This is a genomic window from Microbispora sp. H13382, from assembly GCF_014161445.1.
Taxonomy (GTDB): domain Bacteria; phylum Actinomycetota; class Actinomycetes; order Streptosporangiales; family Streptosporangiaceae; genus Microbispora.
Map to the genome: position 1 here is coordinate 127983 of NZ_JABBXA010000013.1, position 19348 is coordinate 147330.

The following is a 19348-nucleotide window of genomic DNA, read 5'->3' on the forward strand; positions in this document are numbered from 1 at the left end:
GCCTTGAGGACGAGACACATCCTCAGTGTGTGACATCGCCCTCTCGGGAGGCTCAGGCGGACTCTCTCACGACGAGGCGGGTGGGCAGGATCACCGGCTCCACCGGGCCGCCGCCGTCGATGAGCGTGAGCAGGAGCCGTACGGTCTCCTGCGCGACCTCGGCGAGCGGCTGGCGGACGGTGGTCAGCGGCGGATGCGTGGTGGCGGCCACCGACGAGTCGTCGAAGCCCCCCACGGCCACGTCGTCGGGCACCCGCCGTCCGGCCGCGCGCAGCGTGGACAGCGCACCGGCCGCCATGAGGTCGGAGGCCACGAAGACGGCGTCGAGGTCGGGCGTGCGCTCCAGCAGCCGCGCCATCGCGCTCTCGCCGCTGAGCTGGGTCCAGTCGCCGTGCTCGATGAGCTTCCTGGAGGCCTTCCTGCCGAGCACGTCGGCGAAACCCTCCAGGCGCTGGATGCCGCCGGGGGTGTCCATCGGGCCGGTGATCGTGGCGATCCTCCTGCGGCCCTGCTCGACCAGGTAGCGGGTCATCTGCCGGGCGCCCTCGCGGTCGTCGGCCGCCGCGTAGGGGATCGTGGTCTCCCGTCCGATGACCGCGCCCTGCGCCACGGCGGGGACCTTCGTCTCCACCAGGGCGTCCACGAGCGTGTCGCCGGCGTGCGTGGACATCAGGAACACGCCGTCGGCGTGGCCGCCGCGCACGTAGCGGAGCACCCGCTCGCGGTCCCCGTCGTCGCCGGCCAGCATGACGACGAGGGACACGTCGCGCTCGGCCAGGCGTTTGATGGCGGTGCGGATCATCACACTGTAGTTGGGGTCCTCGAACAGCTTCTCGTGCGGCTCGGACAGGACCATCACGACCGACCCGGTCCGCTGGGTGACCAGGCTCCTGGCGGCGCGGTTGACGACGTACCCGGTCTCGGCGATGGCCCGGCGGACGGCGGCGTGGGCGGCGGGGCTCACGTACCGGTCGTCGTTGAGCACCCGGGAGACGGTGCCCCGGGAGACGCCCGCCGCCGCGGCCACGTCGTGGATGGTCGGACGTTTCGCCATAGACGTATTTTCCCCCCGCCGATCAGCGTGTTTCCCCGTGTGCATCAGCTTTTCACGGCCCCGCCGGACAGGTCCGTACGCCAGTAGCGCTGCATCGTGAGGAACAGCGCGATCAGCGGGATGAGCGACAGCAGCGTCCCCGTGATGATCAGGTTGTACAGCGACGGCTGGTTGGCGCCCGCGGCCAGCAGCGTGTAGAGGCCGACCGTCAGCGGGAACCTGTGGTCGTCGCCCAGCATGATGAACGGCAGCAGGAAGTTGTTCCAGATCGCGACGAACTGGAACAGGAAGATCGTCACCATGCCCGGCGTCATCATCGGCAGCGCCACCTGGCGGAACAGCCGCCACTCGCTCGCGCCGTCCAGCCGGCCCGCCTCCAGCAGCGAGCCCGGGATCGCGGCCCTGGCGTAGATCCGGGCCAGATAGATGCTGTACGGATGCAGGATCTGGGGCAGCAGCACCGACCAGTACGTGTCGGCCAGGCCGGCCTTGGAGAACAGCAGATACTGCGGGATCGCCAGCACCACCGACGGCACGAGGATGCCGCCGATGAGTATGTTGAAGATCAGGTTCCGACCCGGGAAGTCGTACGTGGCGAGGGCGTAGCCCGAGACGGTGGACACCGCGGTCGACAGGACCGCGCCGCCCCCCGCGTACAGGAGGGTGTTGAGCAGCCAGAGCCAGAAGACGCCGTCTCGGTAGGCGAACAGGTCGGTCAGGTTGGACAGCAGGCCGGTCCCCGGCGCGAACGTCGAGGTGGAGAACAGCTCGGCCTTCGATTTGGTGGCCGCGACCACCACCCAGCTCACCGGGAACAGGGTGTAGATCGCGCCCAGCACGAGCACTCCGGTCGGCACGATCCCCAGCGGCCGGCGCGGCGCCCGCCGGGCGTGGCCGCGGGTCCGCGGCAGCGCGGTGGCGGCCATCAGCCCTCCCCGAACGCGCGGTTCTTCACGATCCGCAGGAAACCGAATGACAGGACGAGGGAGATCCCGGCGATCACCATGGATGTCGCGGCGGCCGAGTAGAGGTCGCCGGTGACGAACGCGTCGCGGTACACCTTCATCAGGGGGCTCCAGGTCGAGCTGATCGTGTTCGTCAGCGGCCGAAGGGTGGTCGGTTCCGTGAACACCTGGACGGTCGCGATGACGGAGAACACGGTGGTCAGGATGATCGACGGGACCAGGATCGGGATCTTGACGCGCAGCGCGATGCCCAGCTCGCTCGCGCCGTCGATCCTGGCCGCCTCGTAGTACTCCCGCGGCACGGCCCGCAGGTTCGTGTAGAGCACCAGCATGTTGAAGCCGGTTCCGCCCCAGACCGCCACGTTCGCCATCGAGAACGTCACCAGGTCGGCGCTGAGGAACGGGTGCTCGCCGAACGGGCTGAGGCTGGGCAGGTAGAGGAAGCCCCACATCAGCGTCGCGGCCACGCCGGGCACGGCGTACGGCAGGAAGATCGAGATCCGGGTGAGGCGGGCGAGCCGCACGTGCGCGGCGTCGAGCATGAGCGCGAACACGAGGGCGAGCCCCAGCATCAGCGCCAGCACCAGCGCGCCGTATCCGAGGACGCGCAGCCAGCCGGCCCACAGCTCGCCGTCGCCGACGGCGGCCGCGTAGTTGGCGAGCCCGGCGAAGACCTCGGTGCGGGCCCCCTTGCCGAGCCCCAGGCCGGAGACCTTGGTGCGCCGCAGGCTCAGATAGATCGTGTAGCCGATGGGCAGGGCCATGAAGAGCGTGAACAGCGCCATGGCCGGGGCGAGGAACAGGTAGGGCGCGGCGCCCGCGCGGCCGGCGCGGGCGCCTGTCTTCGGAGATCGCATCGTCACTGGGCGAGGCTGAAGCCGGACTTCTGCATGTCGGCGACGGTGGTGTCCTGCATCGCCGCGACGGCGGCGGCGAAGTCGGATTTGGCGGCGACGGCCTTGTCGAAGGCGTCCCTGTAGGCGTTGTACGTCACGTTGACGTTCGGGCCGAAGGTGAAGCCGCGTGCGGTGGCGCCGATGGCGGCGGCCTGCTGCCAGAAGTCGGGCTGGTTGGAGAAGAAGTCCGGCGCCTCGGTCATCAGCGCGGCGCCCTTGGCGGAGGCCGGGTAGACCGCGCCCTCCTTGATCAGCAGGTCGAGCGCCTGCGGGTCGGTGTTGAGCCAGGTGGCGAACTGCGCGGCGGCCGCCTTGTTGGGCGATTTGGCGGCGACGGCGGTGGACGAGCCGCCCCAGAAGCCGCTGTAGTTGTCACTCGCGCTCCACTGCGGCAGCGGGGCGATGGCCCACTTGCCCTTGGCCTTCGGCGCGTTGCTCGACAGCACGCCCGGGCCCCACACCGCCGACGGCCAGGTGAGCAGCTTGCCGTCGTTGAGCGCCTTGTTCCACTCGGGGGTGAAGTACGGCATGCCGTCGATGACGCCCTCCTTCACCAGGCCGCCCCAATAGGAGGCGACCTTCGTGGTGGCCTCGTCGTTCACCGCGACCTTCCAGGCGTCGCCGCTGATCGACCACCACTGCGCGCCCGCCTGCTGGGAGAGGCCGGCGAACCAGCCCGGGTCCTTGCTGGAGAACGTGCCGAGGAAGACCTTCGGGTCCTTCTTGTGCACGGCGCGGGCGGCCTCGGCGTACTCGTCCCAGGTCTTCGGCACCTCGATGCCGTACTTCTCGAACAGGTCCTTGCGGTAGTAGAGCATCATCGGCCCGCTGTCCTGCGGGACCGCGTAGACGGCGTCGGTGCCGAGGGTGACCAGCCCCCAGATGCCCTCGCCGAACTCGGCCTTCGCCTGCGCGGTCTCCGCCTTGAGGTCGGCCACGGCGTCGGCCGCGACGAAGGAGGGCAGCATCTGGTATTCGGCCTGGACCAGGTCGGGCGGGTTGCCGGCCTTGGCGGCGGTGAGGAACTTGGCGGCCGCGTCGTCCCCGCCCGCCTGCTTGCTGACCGTGACCTGGATGTCGGGGTGGGCCTGGTTCCACACCGTGACGATCTTGTCCATGTTCGGGACCCAGGTCCAGTAGGTCAGCTTCACCGGCCCGGCCGGTGCCGCGCTCTGGCTCGCGGCCTCGGAGGACGGCTCCTCGGTGCCGCCCGAGCAGGCCGCCGACAGTGCGGTGGTGAGGATCGCGACGGCCGCCACTGCTAACCGGTTCACACGCATAGGGCCCTCCAGGCAGGGGGGAGAGGGGGATGGGAGGATGAAACGTTCTGGGAGCGTTCACAGAGTGAAAGGTCGCTCAGGTGCTGTCAATGGCCGTTACCCGGTTGTTAACGGGCCGTCTCTATCAGCGCAAATCGCACGCACCTTCACGCCTGGGCGGCTGTGCGCTACTGTGCACGTTCACAGAAGCAGAATCGAGGGGGAGACGTGCCCGGATATCCCGTCCTGCCCGAGGGCCTCGCCTACGGCGGGGACTACAACCCCGAGCAGTGGCCGGAGGACGTGTGGCGGGAGGACGTCCGCCTGATGCGGGAGGCCGGGGTGAACCTGGTCACCGTGGGGGTCTTCAACTGGGGGCTCATCGAACCGGAGGAGGGCGAGTACGACTTCGCCCGGCTCGACCGGATCCTCGACCTGCTTCACTCGGCCGGCGTGTACGCCGACCTCGCCACCCCCACCTCGTCGCCGCCCACGTGGTTCCGCCGCCGCTACCCCGGCAGCCGCCTGGTGGACCGGGAGGGCCACGTGCTCGGCGGGGGCTCCCGGCACAGCTTCTGCCCGAGCTCGCCCGACTACGCCGCCGCGTCCGAGCGGGTCGTCACCGCCCTGGCCCGGCGGTACGCCGGCCACCCCGCCGTGGCCATGTGGCACGTGCACAACGAGTACGGCTGGGCCAACGCCCACTGTTACTGCCCGACGTCGGCCGAGGCGTTCCGCGCCTGGCTGAGGGACAGGTACGGAGACGTGGGCGCGCTCAACGCCGCCTGGGGCACGACCTTCTGGGGGCTGACCTACGGCTCGTTCGAGGAGGTCGAGCCGCCCGTGGCCGCGCCGGTGGGCCTGCTCACCGGGCTCCAGCTCGACTTCATGCGGTTCTCGGTCGACGCCCACATCGCCTGTTTCCGCAGGGAGCGGGACACGATCCGCCGGTTCTGCGACCTGCCCGTCACGACCAACTTCATGATCCCCAACTGCAAGCCCATGGACTACTGGCGGTGGGCGGCTGAGGTCGACGTGGTGGCCAACGACCACTACCTCGACTCGGGGCGGGCCGACCCGCAGATCGAACTCGCCATGGCCGCCGACCTCACCCGCTCGGTGGCCGGAGGCCGCCCCTGGATGCTGATGGAGCATTCGACGGGCGCGGTCAACTGGCAGCCGCGCAACCTCGCCAAACGGCCGGGGGAGATGCGCCGCAACACCCTCGCCCACGTGGCGCGCGGCTCGGACTCGGCGATGTTCTTCCAGTGGCGCGCCTCCCGATACGGAGCGGAGAAGTTCCACTCGGCGATGGTGCCGCACGCCGGGACCGACTCGCGGATGTGGCGCGAGGTGGTGGCGCTCGGCGCGGACCTGCGCGAACTCGCCGGGGTGAGGGGCTCGCGGGTGGCGGCCGAGGTCGCCGTGGTGTGGGACTGGGAGTCCTACTGGGCGCTCGAGTTCGAGTGGCGGCCGTCGGCCGACCTGCGCTTCCGGGAGCGCGTCGAGGCCTATTACGAGGCGCTGTGGCGGGAGCACGTCACCGTCGACTTCGTCCACCCGTCGGCCGACCTGTCGCCGTACCGGCTGGTCGTCGCGCCGAGCTCCTACCTGCTCGGCGAGGCGCCGGCGAAGAACCTGCACCGCTACGTGGAGGCGGGCGGGCACCTGCTCGTCTCGTACTTCTCCGGCATCGTGGACGAGAACGACACCATCCACGCGGGGCCCCATCCCGGTGCGCTGCGCGAGGTGCTCGGCGTTGCCGTCGAGGAGTTCCACCCGCTCCGCGAGCACGAGACCGTGACGCTGGAGCCCTTCTCCGCGACCGGCCGGATCTGGTCCGAGCGCGTACGGCTCGCGGGGGCGCGGGCCGTGCACGAGTTCGCCGACGGGCCCGACGCCGGGCACCCCGCCGTCACCCGGCACGACCTGGGCGCGGGCACCGCGTGGTACGTGTCCACCGCCCTGGACGCCGGGTCCGGCCTGCGCGGGCTCCTCGGCCGGGTGCTCGACGGCGCGGGCGTGTCCCGGCCGCGCGGCCTGCCCGACACGCTGGAGCTCGTATGGCGGGGCGACCACCTGTTCCTCATCAACCACGGGGACGCGCCGGTCACCGTGCACGGGGTGACCGGCACCGGAGTGCTCGACGGCGCCGCGTACGACGGTTCGGCGACGGTGCCCGCCGGGGGCGTCGTGGTGGTCCGCACCGCTTGAGACTCCCCGGCGCCGTGCCGCACCTGACCGGCGACGCGGCGCCGGGGCCCGCACAATCGAACACGGGGGAACACGGCTCGTCCTCTCCTGACCGGAGGATCTCATGGCTCGATTCCTGGCGGCCCTGCTGTGCGCGATGGCCGCGCTGTTCACCACCGTCGCCCCGGCAGTGGCCGCGGCACCGGCCGGCGGCGGCCGGAAGCCGGGCGGCCCACCACCCCACCTCGCGATCAGGGGCGCCGACGTGTCGAGCCTCGCCAAGTCCGAGGCGCTGGGCGGGACGTACCGCTACGCGAACGGGCGGCGGGGCGACGCGCTGGCGATCCTGCGGCACAGCGGGGTCAACTACATCCGGCTCAAGGTGTGGGTGAACCCCGCCGACGGCTACAACACCAAGAACCAGGTGCTCGCGATCGCGAAGCGGGCCAAGGCGCTCGGCATGGGCCTGCTGGTCGACTTCCACTACTCCGACTCCTGGGCCGACCCCGGCAAGCAGAACAAGCCCGCCGCCTGGTCCTCGCTGTCGTTCGAGGAACTGAAGCAGGCGGTGTACGACCACACCTACGACGTGCTGAGCGCGCTGAAGGCGCAGGGCACGACGGCCGACATGGTGCAGGTCGGCAACGAGATCAACGGCGGCCTGCTGTGGCCGGACGGCCGGTGGGACGCCTGGCCGGGAATGGCCGCCCTGCTGGGCGCCGGGTACGACGCGGTCAAGGCGGTGTCGGCCAGAACGAAGGTCGTGCTGCACCTGGCGGACGGCGGCGACAACGGCCTCTACCGGTGGTGGTTCGACACCGCCGCGTCCTACGGCGTCCGCTACGACGTGATCGGCCTGTCGTACTACCCGTTCTGGCACGGCACCCTCGCCGCGTTCCAGGCCAACCTGAACGACGTCGCCGCGCGGTACGGCAAGCCGGTCGTGGTGGCCGAGACCGCCTATCCCTTCACGACGGCCGACGACGACGGCTGGGAGAACATCGTCACCTCCGCCGAGCCGTACCCCGGATATCCGGCGACCCCCGCGGGGCAGGCGGCGTTCGCCCGCGACCTGACGAACATCGTGCGGGCGGTGCCCGGCGGACTCGGCCTGGGGGCCTTCTGGTGGGAGGCCACCTGGACGGGGGTGAAGGGCAACGGCTGGGATCCCGCCGACCCGTCGTCGGGCAACGCCTGGGAGAACCAGGCGCTGTTCGGCTTCGACGACCGGGCGCTGCCCGCGCTGCGGGAGTTCGCCCGCCGCTGAGTATCGAAGCGTCCCTCGCCGTGGCGACCTGACCTCGTGACGGCGGGGGTTCGGGGGCGTCCGTCCATTCCTCTCCTGACCGGAGGACTCATGAGAAAGATCCTGGCGGCGCTGGTCGTATGCGCCGCCGCGGTGCTCCCCGCCGCGCAACCGGCGCAGGCCGCCACCCCACTGACCATGCTCGGAGCCGACGTCTCCTCCGTGCAGCGCTCCCTCGACCTGGGGGCGAAGTACTACGACGCGAGCGGCGCCCAGAGGGACCCGCTCGACATCCTCAAGGGCGTCGGCGTCAACTACGTCCGCCTGCGGATCTGGAACAACCCGGCCAGCGGCTACAACAACAAAGCGAAGGTCCTGCAGTACGCCAGGACGGTCAAGGCCAAGGGCCTGAAGCTGATGATCGACTTCCATTACTCGGACACCTGGGCGGACCCCGGCAAGCAGTACAAGCCCGCCGCGTGGGCGAGCCACGGCATCGGCCAGTTGCAGACCGACGTCTACAACTACACCTACGACGTGTGCTCCAGCCTCAAGGCCCAGGGCACCACCCCTGACAGCGTGCAGATCGGCAACGAGATCAACGTCGGCATGCTGTGGAACGACGGCAAGGTCGTCAACAACGACTTCACGAACCTGAGCCTGCTGCTCAAGGCCGGCTACAACGCGACCAAGGCGTGCAACTCCGGCACTCAGGTGATCATCCACACCGCGAACGCCGACAGCGACGCGCACGCCCGCTGGTTCTACGACGGCATCCGGGCCAAGGGCGTCCCCTGGGACATCACCGGCCTGTCGTACTACTGCATGTGGCACGGCACGCTGTCCAACCTGTCCAGCGTGATCTCGGACATGCGGTCCCGCTACGGCAAGCCGGTCGTCATCGCCGAGACGGCCTACCCGTTCACTCCTGACAACGCCGACTGGGAGGGCAACTCGGTCACGTCGGGCTGCCCGGGATACGGCCTCACCTGGCAGGGGCAGGGCGCCGAGTTCGCGGCGGTGCAGAGCACGGCCCGCAACGCGGGTGCCGTCGGCGTCTTCTACTGGGAGCCGACGTGGTACGCCGTGCCCGGCAACGGCTGGGACCCGGCGAACATCAACGGCACCGGCGACGGCTGGGACAACATGGCCGTCTTCGACTGGACCGGCCACATCAACCCGAACGTCAGATGGACCCCGTAACCGCCTGAAGCCAAGCGGGCCGTCCTGAGGGTGCACACCCCCGGGCGGCCCGCCCACCGGCACACGGGCCGGCCCGCCTTCAATCGAACAGGTCGTCGGCTGATTTGACCTTGGGGGCCTTATGCAGCCACGTGACCAGTTGGTCGAGGCTCTTGCATCGGTGGATCCGTTCCGCCGCGTCGTCGGAAAACTCCACGCCGCGCATCTCCAGCACCCTGACGATCCCCGCGATCAGCGTCGCCTCCGCCTGCCCCAGGGCGCGGCCCGCTTCGATCCAGTGAGGGAAATATTTCTTACCGAGGTAGTCGAAGTCCTGCATGGTCTTACTCATCGAACAACTCGTCGGACGAGGTGATGACGGCGGCCCTGCGGACCCAGGCCTCCAGTTGGTTCGTGTCCTCACACCGCTGGATCCGTTCGCGTGCGTCGTCGGAGATCTCCAGGCCTCGGGCGTCCAGCACAGTCAAGATCGATTTGATCTCGCCTTTTACCTCGCCTTTCACCTCGCCTTTGGCCAGCCAGTGGGAGAAGTACTTCTCGCCGAGGTAGTCGAAGTCCTGAATGGTGGTCACCATCTCCTCCAGACGCTTGACCGTCACATCCCGTAGCGAGCTGATCACGTAGCTCAAATATACTCTGGCGCGATCCTCATCCAATGTCGCCAGCCCCGCCAGCATCGCCTCCAGCACCATCTCGTTGTCGGACTCGTCGGGGTGTGCCACGGCCGAGAGGACGGCGAGTTCCGGGCAGGCGCGGGCCTGGTCGGGGTCGGTGATGAGGGGCATGCGGCCGGGGTCGATCACGAGCGGCGTGATGGCGCCGTTCGGGCCCAGCCGGATCGTCCTCTCGCACCAGCGGGCCATCGACCGATCCGGGCAGATGACCAGCAGTGCGGTGTCGCACTTGTGCTGCGATCGCAACGTCGTGATGTAGACCGGCCAGCTGAAGCGCTTGCCATAGTCCCGGCCGAGCTGAACCTCCACGATGACGGCCATCAGTGCCGCACCGGTCTCGTCTCGCAGCACCACGACCGAATCGGCGCGGAACTCGATCGGCGCCTGGGTGCAGTCGACCGTCTCCACATGAGCGGTGGTGTAAGGGGGAACGTCGGCCCCCGGCGCGCGACGCAGCAGCTCGACCGCCGTCTCCGGCCGGTTGCGGATGAGTTCGAGTGGCATCTCGTGATCAATACCGGGCATGGCCGAGACATTACTGACTGTCGTCGGTCAATTACGAACGGTTCGCATAAATGGCGGCGATTGACGGTTATTAAAAGCGCTCAGGGCTCGGGGATGGCTTCCCATTCGCGGCAGGGGGTGAGCGCGTGGTGCTGGTAGATGACGCCGACCGCGGGGCGGGACCAGCCGAGTGCGACGGTGTCGCCGTCCGTGTACGGAACCGGCTCGCCGAGGTCGGCGGCGGTCACGGGCTGGCCTCCGGGGCCGCAGACGCACTCGGGGCTGCCCTCGTGGTCGATCACGTCGTCGAGCGGCATCACATGCACGAACCTGTCCATCTCACCTACCTTGGCGGGGGATTGCGGTCACATTACCTCAAACAGGCATTAATCGGAATAATTTGGACAAATCCGGAGCGACTTCGACCCCATTGACCTTTGTTGGGATGGACGGCAAACTAACTCCACAATCGCCGGATGAGCCGATGGAGTGCCGCAATGCCGTACCGTCCCCCATTGATCGCGCGCGAGTTCTTCGTGGCGGATCCTCCCGAGCTTCCGGTGCGCGAGCCGGGCGAGGCGGGCCTGTCCGCGCTGACCAGCGCGGATGTGGTGGCCTCCGACGGCCAGGGCGTGACGCTGAAGGGCTCCACCTCGGCCGAGGAGACGCTCGTCGTGCAGATCACGGTCGCGGGTGAGGGGGTGATCCGGGTGCGCCTGTCGGAGGACCCCGACGCGCGCACCCGGTCCGCCCGCGCGATCTCCATGGTCACCCCCGGCGAGTACGGCGAGGCCGTCGTGGAGGCGAGCCACAGCCGCGTGATCGTCGACGCGGGATCGCTGCGTGCCGAGGTGCGGCTGAACCCGTGGAACCTGCGCTTCACCGACCGGGCCGGCCGGACGCTGGTGGAGCAGGACCCGGGCCACCCCGACATCAGCGGCCGGCTGCGCACGCTGCCGTTTGGCCGCTCCGCCGTCGACGGCGCCCCCGTCGCCTACCACGACACGTTCGTGGCCCCCGCCGACGAGGCGTTCGGCGGCTTCGGCGAGTCGTTCACGCCGCTCGACAAGCGCGGCCAGCGGCCGCTCATGTGGAACTTCGACGCGTTCGGCGCCGAGTCGCAGCGCGCGTACAAGAACGTGCCCTTCTACCTGTCCAGCAGGGGTTACGGCATCTGCGTCGACAGCGGCACGCCGGTCGAGTTCGACGTGTGCCAGTCCACGCACAGCGCCGTGCAGATCATCGTGCCCGACGACCTCATCGACTACTACGTCATCGCGGGACCGGCCCCGGCGGAGGTCCTGGACCGGTTCGACCGGCTGACCTGCCGGCCGCAGCTGCCGCCGAAGTGGGCGTTCGGCACCTGGATCTCCTCGGGCTTCTTCCGTGACAGCCAGGAGCGCGTGCTGGAGCGCGCCAGGAAGATCAGGGAGCGGGGGATCCCCTGCGACGTGCTCCACCTCGACTGCTACTGGCAGGCGGACGGGCACTGGTCCGACCTCCAGTGGGACCCGGAGACGTTCCCCGACCCGGAGGGCATGCTCGCCACGCTCAAGGAGCAGGGCTTCAAGGTCTGCCTGTGGATGAACTCCTACGTCTCGCATCTCAGCCCGGCCTTCGCCGAGGCCTCGGAGAGGGGCTACTTCCTCAGGACGCGCGGCGGCGAGACCTACGTCGCCGACACCTGGCACGGCTCCTACCCGGCCTGCGGCATCGTCGACTTCACCAACCCCGAGGCGGTGGAGTGGTTCAAGGGCCTGCTGCGCGACCGCCTGCGTGAGGGCGTGGCGGCGTTCAAGACCGACTTCGCCGAGGGGGTGCCCGCCGACGCCGTGGCCTTCAACGGCATGACCGGCACCGAGCTGCACAACGTCTACACGCTGCTGTTCAACGACATCGTGGCGGAGGTGACCCGCGAGGTGAACGGGCACGACCTGGTCTGGGCCCGCTCGTCCTACCTCGGCGGTCAGCGCCACTCGGCCCAGTGGAGCGGCGACGTCGACACGACCTACTCCGCGATGGGCAGCACGATCAGGGGCGGGCTGTCGCACGGGCTGTCCGGAGTCCCCTTCTGGAGCCACGACGCGGGCGGCTTCACCGGCACGCCGAGCCCGGACCTCTACATCCGCTGGTCGCAGTTCGCCGCGCTGTCCCCGCTCGTACGGTTCCACGGCACGACCACCCGGGAGCCCTGGGAGTTCCCGGCGCACGCCGAGCAGGCCGCCGTCGAGGCCCTGCGGCTGCGGTACCGGCTCATGCCGTACATCTACTCGGCGGCCGTCACCGCGGCCGAGACGGGCGCGCCGATGCTGCGCGCGCTGTGCGTCGACCATCCGGACGACCCGGTGGCCTGGCAGGCGGACCTGCAGTACCTTCTCGGCACCGACCTGCTCGTCGCCCCGATGACCTCCGCCGACGGCACCAGGAAGGTCTACCTGCCCTCGGGGGTGTGGGTGGACTACTGGACCGGTGAGGCGGCCGACGGCGGACGCTACGTCACGGTGTCGCCGCCGCTCGACCAGATCCCCCTGTTCGTACGGCACGGCTCGCTGATCCCGGTCACCGAGCCGGGCGACACGGTGGCCGACGAGCCCCAAGTCTCGCTGCTCGCCTTCGGCGTGCCGGAGCGCGAGAGCCGTACGACGATCAGGGACCTGGACGGGGACACGACGGTCACGGCGGTGAGGGACGGCGACCGGCTGGTCGTCACCGCCGAGGGCCCCAAGCAGATCGACGGCGTCGAGTTCGTGGGCCCCGGCGTCCCGGTCGTCATCAACTAGAGAAACCCCCCTGGAGAAACACCATGTTCAGAGTAGGCAGGAGCGCGGCGGTGGCGGCACTGGCCGCGGCCGCACTGGCGCTCAGCGCGTGCGGTGGATCCTCTGACGATTCCAATAGCGGCAGCGGCGGCGGCTCCGCGGAGGGCAGGACCCTCACCCTCTGGCACTACGAGACCGGCAACAGCGCCATGGGCACCGCCTGGGCCCAGGCGATCAAGGATTTCGAGGCGAGCCACCCCGGCGTCAAGGTGAAGTTCGAGGAGAAGGGCTTCGAGCAGATCCAGAAGACGGCGTCGATGGTCCTCAACTCCGACGAGGCGCCCGACATCATGGAGTACAACAAGGGCAACGCGACGGCCGGTCAGCTGTCCAAGCAGGGCCTGCTCACCGACCTGTCGGAGGAGGCCACCAAGCGCGGCTGGGACAAGCTGCTCAGCCCGTCGCTGCAGACCACCGCCAAATATGACGAGCGGGGCATCATGGGCTCGGGCAAGTGGTTCGGCGTGCCGAACTACGGCGAGTACGTGATGGTCTACTACAACAAGGACATGTTCGAGAAGGCGGGCGTCAAGGTGCCCACCAGCTTCGACGAGTTCACCGCCGCGCTCGACGCGTTCGCGAAGAAGGGCACCACGCCGATCGCGATGGCGGGCGCCGAGTACCCCGCCCAGCAGCTGTTCTACCTGCTCGCGCTGAACAAGGCCAACCGTGCCTGGATCGACTCCTTCGAGCTCTACAAGGGCAAGGTCGACTTCCACGGTCCCGAGTTCACCTACGCCGCGCAGACCATCTCCGACTGGGTGAAGAAGGGGTACATCGGCAAGGACTCGGCCGGCATGAAGGCCGAGGACATGGGTGTGGCGTTCATCGGCGGCAAGTACCCGATCATGGTGTCGGGCAGCTGGTGGTTCGGCCGCATGCAGGAGGAGATCAAGGACTTCAAGTGGGGTTCGTTCCTGTGGCCCGGCCAGTTCGCCCCCGGCTCCAGCGGCAACATCTGGGTCGTGCCGGAGAAGTCCGAGAACAAGGACCTCGCCTACGACTTCATCGACATCACGATGAAGAAGGAGATCCAGAACCTGCTCGGCAACTCGGGCGGCGTCCCGGTCGCGGCCGACCCCACCGCGATCACCGACGCGCAGAACAAGGAGCTCATCGAGAACTTCAACAAGCTCTCGACGCAGGACGGCCTGGCCTTCTACCCTGACTGGCCGGCCCCCGGCTACTACGACGTGCTCGTCGCCGGCGTACAGGAACTGATCAACGGCAGCAAGAAGCCCGAGGAGGTCCTGGACGAGATCGCCCAGCCGTACAACGACAACCTGGCCGACATCGCCGAGTGACTCTCCCCGACTCCGGCGGCGGGGCTGCCTGACCGGCCTCCGCCGCCGGACCCCCTTTTCGAAAGGCTCCGCACATGGCACCACCCGGCGCGGGCACCGCCCGCCCGCGCGGGAGGGGCGGCTACTGGCTCTACCTGGTTCCGAGCCTGGTGCTGTTCCTCGCGATCATCGTCGTTCCGTTCCTGATGAATGTCGCGACGAGCTTCACCCGCTGGTCCGGCGTCGGCACCCCCAAATGGATCGGGCTCGACAACTACACCAAGCTGTTCAGGGACGAGCGCTTCTGGGCCTCCTTCCAGCACAACGTCGCGCTGATCGTCGCGATGGCCGTGGTGCCCACGATCATCGGCCTGATGCTCGCCGCAGCGCTGTTCGACTACATCGCCAAGCGGTTCGGCGGGCGTACGGCCTCGGCCCTGCGCGCGGCGTTCTACCTGCCGCAGGTGCTGCCCGTCGCGGTGGCCGGCGTGGTCTGGGGCTGGATGCTCCACCCGTCGTACGGCGCGGTCAACCAGATCTTCGGGCTCGAGGTCAACTGGCTGGGCGACCCGGACATCGCGCTGGCGACGGTCATGGCGATCATGGTGTGGTTCCAGCTCGGGTACCCGGTCGTCATCTTCATGGCCGGGCTCCAGCGGGTCGACCCCTCGTTGTACGAGGCGGCCGAGATCGACGGCGCCTCGTGGTGGCGCAGGTTCTGGCACATCACGATTCCGCAGATCCGGCCGGAGATCTTCGTGGTGCTGCTGACCTGCACGATCGCGGCGCTCAAGGTGTTCGGGCCGATCTTCGTGCTGACCAGGGGAGGGCCCGGCTCCGCGACCATGGTGCCGTCGTACTTCTCCTATCTGAACTTCTTCCAGAAGGTCAACGTCGGGTACGGCTCGGCGATCGCGACCGTGCTCGCCCTGATCATCGTCGTGGTGACCTTCCTCTTCCTGCGGGTCCAGGAGCGTGACCAGGAGAGTGAGTCGTGACCCCCGATCGCACCATCCGCCAGCCGGGACGATGGGCCGTGCTCGCGGCACTGGTCGTGCTCGCGGTCGTGATGCTCTTCCCGTTCGTCATCGTCACGCTCAACGCGTTCAAGTCACCGGCCGAATACTCCTCGGGCGGCCCGCTGAGCCTGCCCCACGGGCTCTACCTGGACGGGATCGTCGCCTTCTGGAACCGCGTCGACTTCGGCCTGAAGCTGTGGAACAGCCTCCTGATCAGCGGTGTCGTCGCGGTGGCCGCCGTGGTGCTGTCGGTGCTCAACGCGTACGCGCTGGGGATCGGCAAGGTCCGCGGCCGGCTGTGGATCCTCGTGCTCTTCCTGGTCGCCAACACGCTGCCGCAGGAGGCGCTGGTCTACCCGCTCTACTACCTGTCCAAGGAGGTGGGGCTGTACGACTCGAAGCTCGCCGTCATCCTGATCTTCACGGTGATCCAGGCGGCCTTCGGGACCTACCTGCTCTCGTCGGTGCTCGGGCAGTTCCCCCGGGGGATCCTGGAGGCGGCCGAGATCGACGGCGCGAGCAGATCGCGGATGCTGTGGCGCATCGTCGTGCCCATCAGCCGCCCGACCCTCTCGGTGCTGCTCATCTTCTTCTTCATCTGGACGTGGAACGAGTTCTTCCTGCCGATGGTGTTCCTCATCGCCAACGACAACCAGACCGTGCCGGTCGCCCTGGGCGTCCTGCAGGGCGAGAAGATGATGGACGCCACCATGTCCAGCGCGTCGGCGCTGCTCGGCATCATCCCGGCCGTGGCCTTCTTCCTGATCTTCCAGCGCACGCTGACCCGTGGCGTCACGGTCGGCGCCATCAAGTAACACCCCCCAAGTAACGCGTCACTACCTGACCTGGAGGCGCAATGTCCCATCGCCGTTCGGCGATGCTGTCCGCGTCGGCCGCCCTGGCTCTGGCACTGAGCCTGGCCGCCGGCCCCGCGAGGGCGGCCGACGACTATCCGTTCCGGAACCCGTCGCTGCCGCTCGCCCAGCGCGTCGACGACCTGCTCGGCCGGCTCACGCCGGACGAGAAGGTCGCGATGCTGCACCAGTACGCCCCCGCGATCGACCGTCTCGGCATCAAGATGTTCAAGACGGGCACCGAGGCGCTGCACGGCGTCGCCTGGTCGACCGACTACACGAACAACGGCGCCGTGGTCACCGCCAAGGGCACCGTCTTCCCTCAGGCGCTCGGCCTGGCCAGCACCTGGGATCCGGCCCTGATCAAGCGTGTGGGCTCCGCGGTGGGCGACGAGGCCCGCGGCTTCCACGCCGAGAACCCCACGGTGTGGGGGCTCAACCTCTGGGCACCCGTCGTCAACCTGCTACGCGACCCCCGCTGGGGACGCAATGAGGAGGGTTACTCGGAGGACCCGCTGCTGACCGGCGCCATCTCCACGGCGTACGGATCGGGCATGGTGGGCGACGACCCCGACCACCTGAAGACGGCTCCCACGCTGAAGCACTACCTGGCCAACAACAACGAGGTCAACCGCGACACCACGTCGTCGGAGCTGCCGCCGCGGGTGAAGCACGAGTACGACGAGGCGGCCTTCAAACCGGCCATCGAGGCCGACGCGGCGACCGGCGTGATGGCGTCGTACAACCTCGTCAACGGCCGGCCGAACACGGTCAGCCCGGACCTCGACGACGTGGTCCGCTCCTGGACGAAGCGGACGCTGTTCAACGTCTCCGACGCCTGGGCGCCGAACAACCTCGTGCAGACCGAGAAGTACTACGCCACCCAGCCCGAGGCCGCCGCCGCGCTGATCAAGGCGGGCCTGGACAGCTTCACCGTGGACGACACCAACGGCGGCCCGACGGTCGCGTCCGTCAAGGAGGCGCTGTCGAAGGGCCTGCTCAGTCAGTCGGACGTGGACGACGCCGTCCGGCACCAGCTCGGCGTCCGGTTCCGGCTCGGCGAGTTCGACCCCGACGGCGGGCCGTACGCGAAGATCACCAAGGACGTGGTCAACAGTCCGGCCAACCAGAAGCTGAACCGCGAGACCGCGGCCAAGGCCATGGTGCTGCTGAAGAACTCCGGCGGCGCGCTGCCGCTGAAGCCCGGCAAGAAGGTCGCCGTGGTCGGCCCGCTGGCGAACGTGCTCTACACCGACTGGTACTCGGGCAGCCTGCCGTACAAGGTGACCCCGCTCGACGGGATCAAGGAGCGGGCGGCGTCGGTGACCTCCTCCGAGGGCGTCGACCGCATCGCGCTGAAGGACGTCGCCACCGGGAGGTACATCAGCGCGCCCGCGGCCGGCGGTGACCTGAAGGAGAGCGCGACCTCGGCCGGCGTCACCGAGCAGTTCGACGCGTTCGACTGGGGCCAAGGCGTGCTGACCCTGCGCAGCGTGGCCAACGGCAAGTACGTCAGCCGGGCCAACTGGGCGACGCTCGCCAACACCTCCGAGCAGCCGTCCGGATGGTTCGTGCAGGAGCAGTTCAAGCTGGAGCAGCAGTCCGACGGGACCTACCTGCTGCGGTACGCCGGCTACGAGACGACCGAGAGCTGGTTCGGGTCGGACCCGTACGTCAAGGCGGCGGCCGACGGCACGCTGAGCCTGACCTCCGCCGACCAGGCCACGCACTACGCCAAGGAGGTCGTCTCCAGCGGCGTCGACGACGCGGCGGCCAAGGCCAAGGCGGCCGACGTGGCGGTCGTCGTGGTGGGCAGCATGCCGTTCATCAACGGCCGCGAGGCCCACGACCGCACCGACATGAACCTCGCCGAGCGGCAGGAGGCGCTGGTCAAGGCCGTGAAGGCGGCCAACCCGAACACGGTGGTCGTGCTGGAGAACAGCTACCCGACGACGATCAACTGGGTGCAGGACAACGTCCCGGCCATCCTGTGGACCACCCACGCGGGCGCCGAGACCGGGCACGCCCTCGCCGACGTGCTGTACGGCGACGTCAACCCGGCAGGGCGGCTCACCCAGACGTGGTACCGCTCGGCGGACGAGCTGCCGGGCATCCTCGACTACGACATCGTCAAGAAGGACCGGACGTACCTGTACTACCAGGGCAGGCCGCTCTACCCGTTCGGCTACGGCCTGTCGTACACGTCGTTCGCCTACCAGGGCCTCAAGGCGGTGCGGAAGGGCGACGCGTACGAGGTCTCGGTGAAGGTGACCAACACCGGCTCCCGGGCCGGCGACGAGGTCGTGCAGCTCTACACCCACCAGCACCGCTCGCGGGTGAAGCAGCCGGTCAAGCAGCTCCGCGCGTTCCAGCGCGTGACGCTGGCGCCGGGCCAGACCAGGACGGTCGCCTTCAGCGTCGCAAGGAGCGACCTCGCGCTGTGGGACGTCACGCGGAACAAGTGGACCGTCGAGAACGCCACCCACGACGTGCTCGTGGGGTCGTCCTCGGCGAACGTCCGGCAGCGGGCGACGATCAACGTGCAGGGCGAGAACATCCCCCACCGCGACCTGTCGAAGACCACCCGGGCGGTCGACTTCGACGACTACTCGGGCATCCACCTGGTCGACGAGACCAAGGAGCGCGGCGACGCCGTGGCGGGCGCGAACGGCGGCTGGATCGCGTTCAAGGACGTCCAGCTCCGCAACTCCAGGAAGGTGACGGCCGGGGTCGCCTCGGCGAGCGGTGGGACGATCGAGGTGCGCCTCGGCTCGCCGACCGGCGCCAAGGTGGCCACGATCCCGGTCGCCGCGACCGGCGGGATCTACAACTGGGCCGGCGCGACCGCGCCCGTGTCCGGCGCGAACGGCGTGAAGGACGTCTACCTCGTCTTCACCGGCGATCTCCGGATCAAGGACCTCACCCTGAGCTGAGGCCCCTTGGAGTACGGCGGACGCCCCGCGCGCATGCGCGGGGCGTTCCCCGTCACGGGGGTCAGCCCGCCAGCACGTCCGTCGCCTTGTGGTCCCCGGCCACGCCCTCGATCAGCACGGCGTCACCGGAGGAGTTCCGGGTGCGCAGCGGGAGGATCTCCTGGTAGGCGGGCGACCGGTACCACGCCCTCGCCCTGCCGAGGTCGGGGAACTCGATGACGATGAGGGTCTGCGTCCAGGTGCCCTCCAGCAGCTCGGGCTCGCCGCCGTGGATGATGAAACGGCCGCCGAACGGCTCCAGCGTGGCGTCGATGCGCCGCAGATACTCCACGATGTCCGCGCCCAGGTTGACGTCGCGGAGCTGGGCGACGGCGTAGGCAGTCATGGTTTCCTCCCGTGATCGTGTGCGGCCGGGTGCGGGGCGCCGGTGGGGCGCGTCCTCCCGC

The 19348-nt window shown here is 69.0% G+C and carries 16 protein-coding genes; 8 read left to right on the forward strand and 8 right to left on the reverse strand.

Annotated elements, in window-relative coordinates; all coding sequences use genetic code 11:
- Positions 1 to 52: 52 nt before the first annotated feature.
- Genes HHX41_RS24855 through HHX41_RS24870 form a run of 4 tightly spaced genes read right to left on the reverse strand, consistent with a single transcriptional unit; the run spans position 53 to position 4195 of the window.
- Complete coding sequence (locus HHX41_RS24855) at positions 53 to 1054, reverse strand: LacI family DNA-binding transcriptional regulator (protein WP_182907917.1); 1002 nt, start codon at positions 1052 to 1054, stop codon at positions 53 to 55.
- A 44-nt stretch (positions 1055 to 1098) separates the two neighbouring features.
- Positions 1099 to 1980 (reverse strand): carbohydrate ABC transporter permease, encoded by an 882-nt coding sequence (locus HHX41_RS24860; protein WP_182907918.1) that lies wholly within the window; start codon positions 1978 to 1980, stop codon positions 1099 to 1101.
- Positions 1980 to 2876 (reverse strand): carbohydrate ABC transporter permease, encoded by an 897-nt coding sequence (locus tag HHX41_RS24865; protein WP_182907984.1) that lies wholly within the window; start codon positions 2874 to 2876, stop codon positions 1980 to 1982. Before HHX41_RS24865 ends, HHX41_RS24860 begins: the two co-directional genes overlap by 1 nt.
- Before the next feature lie 2 nt (positions 2877 to 2878).
- Positions 2879 to 4195 (reverse strand): ABC transporter substrate-binding protein, encoded by a 1317-nt coding sequence (locus HHX41_RS24870; RefSeq protein ID WP_182907919.1) that lies wholly within the window; start codon positions 4193 to 4195, stop codon positions 2879 to 2881.
- Between the two features lie 207 nt (positions 4196 to 4402).
- Here HHX41_RS24870 and HHX41_RS24875 point away from each other — a divergent pair, with 207 nt between their 5' ends.
- The 3 genes from HHX41_RS24875 (at position 4403) to HHX41_RS24885 (ending at position 8816) form a co-directional block, all read left to right on the forward strand.
- Positions 4403 to 6388 (forward strand): beta-galactosidase, encoded by a 1986-nt coding sequence (locus HHX41_RS24875; protein ID WP_310742161.1) that lies wholly within the window; start codon positions 4403 to 4405, stop codon positions 6386 to 6388.
- Positions 6389 to 6491: 103 nt separating this feature from the next.
- A complete protein-coding gene (locus HHX41_RS24880) occupies positions 6492 to 7634 on the forward strand; it encodes an arabinogalactan endo-1,4-beta-galactosidase (RefSeq protein ID WP_182907920.1) in 1143 nt (380 codons plus the stop codon).
- A gap of 90 nt (positions 7635 to 7724) precedes the next feature.
- Positions 7725 to 8816 (forward strand): glycosyl hydrolase 53 family protein, encoded by a 1092-nt coding sequence (locus HHX41_RS24885; RefSeq protein WP_169984644.1) that lies wholly within the window; start codon positions 7725 to 7727, stop codon positions 8814 to 8816.
- A 79-nt stretch (positions 8817 to 8895) separates the two neighbouring features.
- Here HHX41_RS24885 and HHX41_RS24890 read toward each other — a convergent pair whose 3' ends face one another.
- From HHX41_RS24890 to HHX41_RS24900, 3 genes are all read right to left on the reverse strand, one after another.
- Positions 8896 to 9147, reverse strand: coding sequence for a hypothetical protein (locus HHX41_RS24890; RefSeq protein WP_182907921.1), 252 nt, complete (start codon positions 9145 to 9147; stop codon positions 8896 to 8898).
- Entirely contained in the window at positions 9140 to 10015 is an 876-nt protein-coding gene (locus HHX41_RS24895) for a hypothetical protein (protein ID WP_220504394.1), read from the reverse strand. Before HHX41_RS24895 ends, HHX41_RS24890 begins: the two co-directional genes overlap by 8 nt.
- A gap of 80 nt (positions 10016 to 10095) precedes the next feature.
- On the reverse strand, positions 10096 to 10332 hold the full coding sequence (locus HHX41_RS24900) for a hypothetical protein (RefSeq protein ID WP_169984568.1): 237 nt from the start codon (positions 10330 to 10332) through the stop codon (positions 10096 to 10098).
- A gap of 177 nt (positions 10333 to 10509) precedes the next feature.
- On the opposite strand from HHX41_RS24900, the gene HHX41_RS24905 reads away from it, so the two are divergent.
- From HHX41_RS24905 to HHX41_RS24925, 5 genes are all read left to right on the forward strand, one after another.
- On the forward strand, positions 10510 to 12774 hold the full coding sequence (locus HHX41_RS24905) for a TIM-barrel domain-containing protein (protein WP_259401271.1): 2265 nt from the start codon (positions 10510 to 10512) through the stop codon (positions 12772 to 12774).
- A 23-nt stretch (positions 12775 to 12797) separates the two neighbouring features.
- Positions 12798 to 14117: an extracellular solute-binding protein gene (locus tag HHX41_RS24910; protein ID WP_182907924.1), complete on the forward strand. Its 1320-nt coding sequence runs from the start codon at positions 12798 to 12800 to the stop codon at positions 14115 to 14117.
- A gap of 74 nt (positions 14118 to 14191) precedes the next feature.
- Entirely contained in the window at positions 14192 to 15094 is a 903-nt protein-coding gene (locus tag HHX41_RS24915; RefSeq protein ID WP_169984639.1) for a carbohydrate ABC transporter permease, read from the forward strand.
- Entirely contained in the window at positions 15091 to 15930 is an 840-nt protein-coding gene (locus HHX41_RS24920) for a carbohydrate ABC transporter permease (RefSeq protein WP_310742162.1), read from the forward strand. The genes HHX41_RS24915 and HHX41_RS24920 overlap by 4 nt, the downstream gene beginning before the upstream one ends.
- A gap of 41 nt (positions 15931 to 15971) precedes the next feature.
- Positions 15972 to 18902, forward strand: a complete 2931-nt coding sequence (locus HHX41_RS24925) for a glycoside hydrolase family 3 protein (RefSeq protein WP_182907925.1) — start codon at positions 15972 to 15974, stop codon at positions 18900 to 18902.
- Between the two features lie 61 nt (positions 18903 to 18963).
- Here HHX41_RS24925 and HHX41_RS24930 read toward each other — a convergent pair whose 3' ends face one another.
- Positions 18964 to 19287, reverse strand: coding sequence for a DUF1330 domain-containing protein (locus tag HHX41_RS24930; protein ID WP_169984637.1), 324 nt, complete (start codon positions 19285 to 19287; stop codon positions 18964 to 18966).
- Positions 19288 to 19348: the final 61 nt, after the last annotated feature.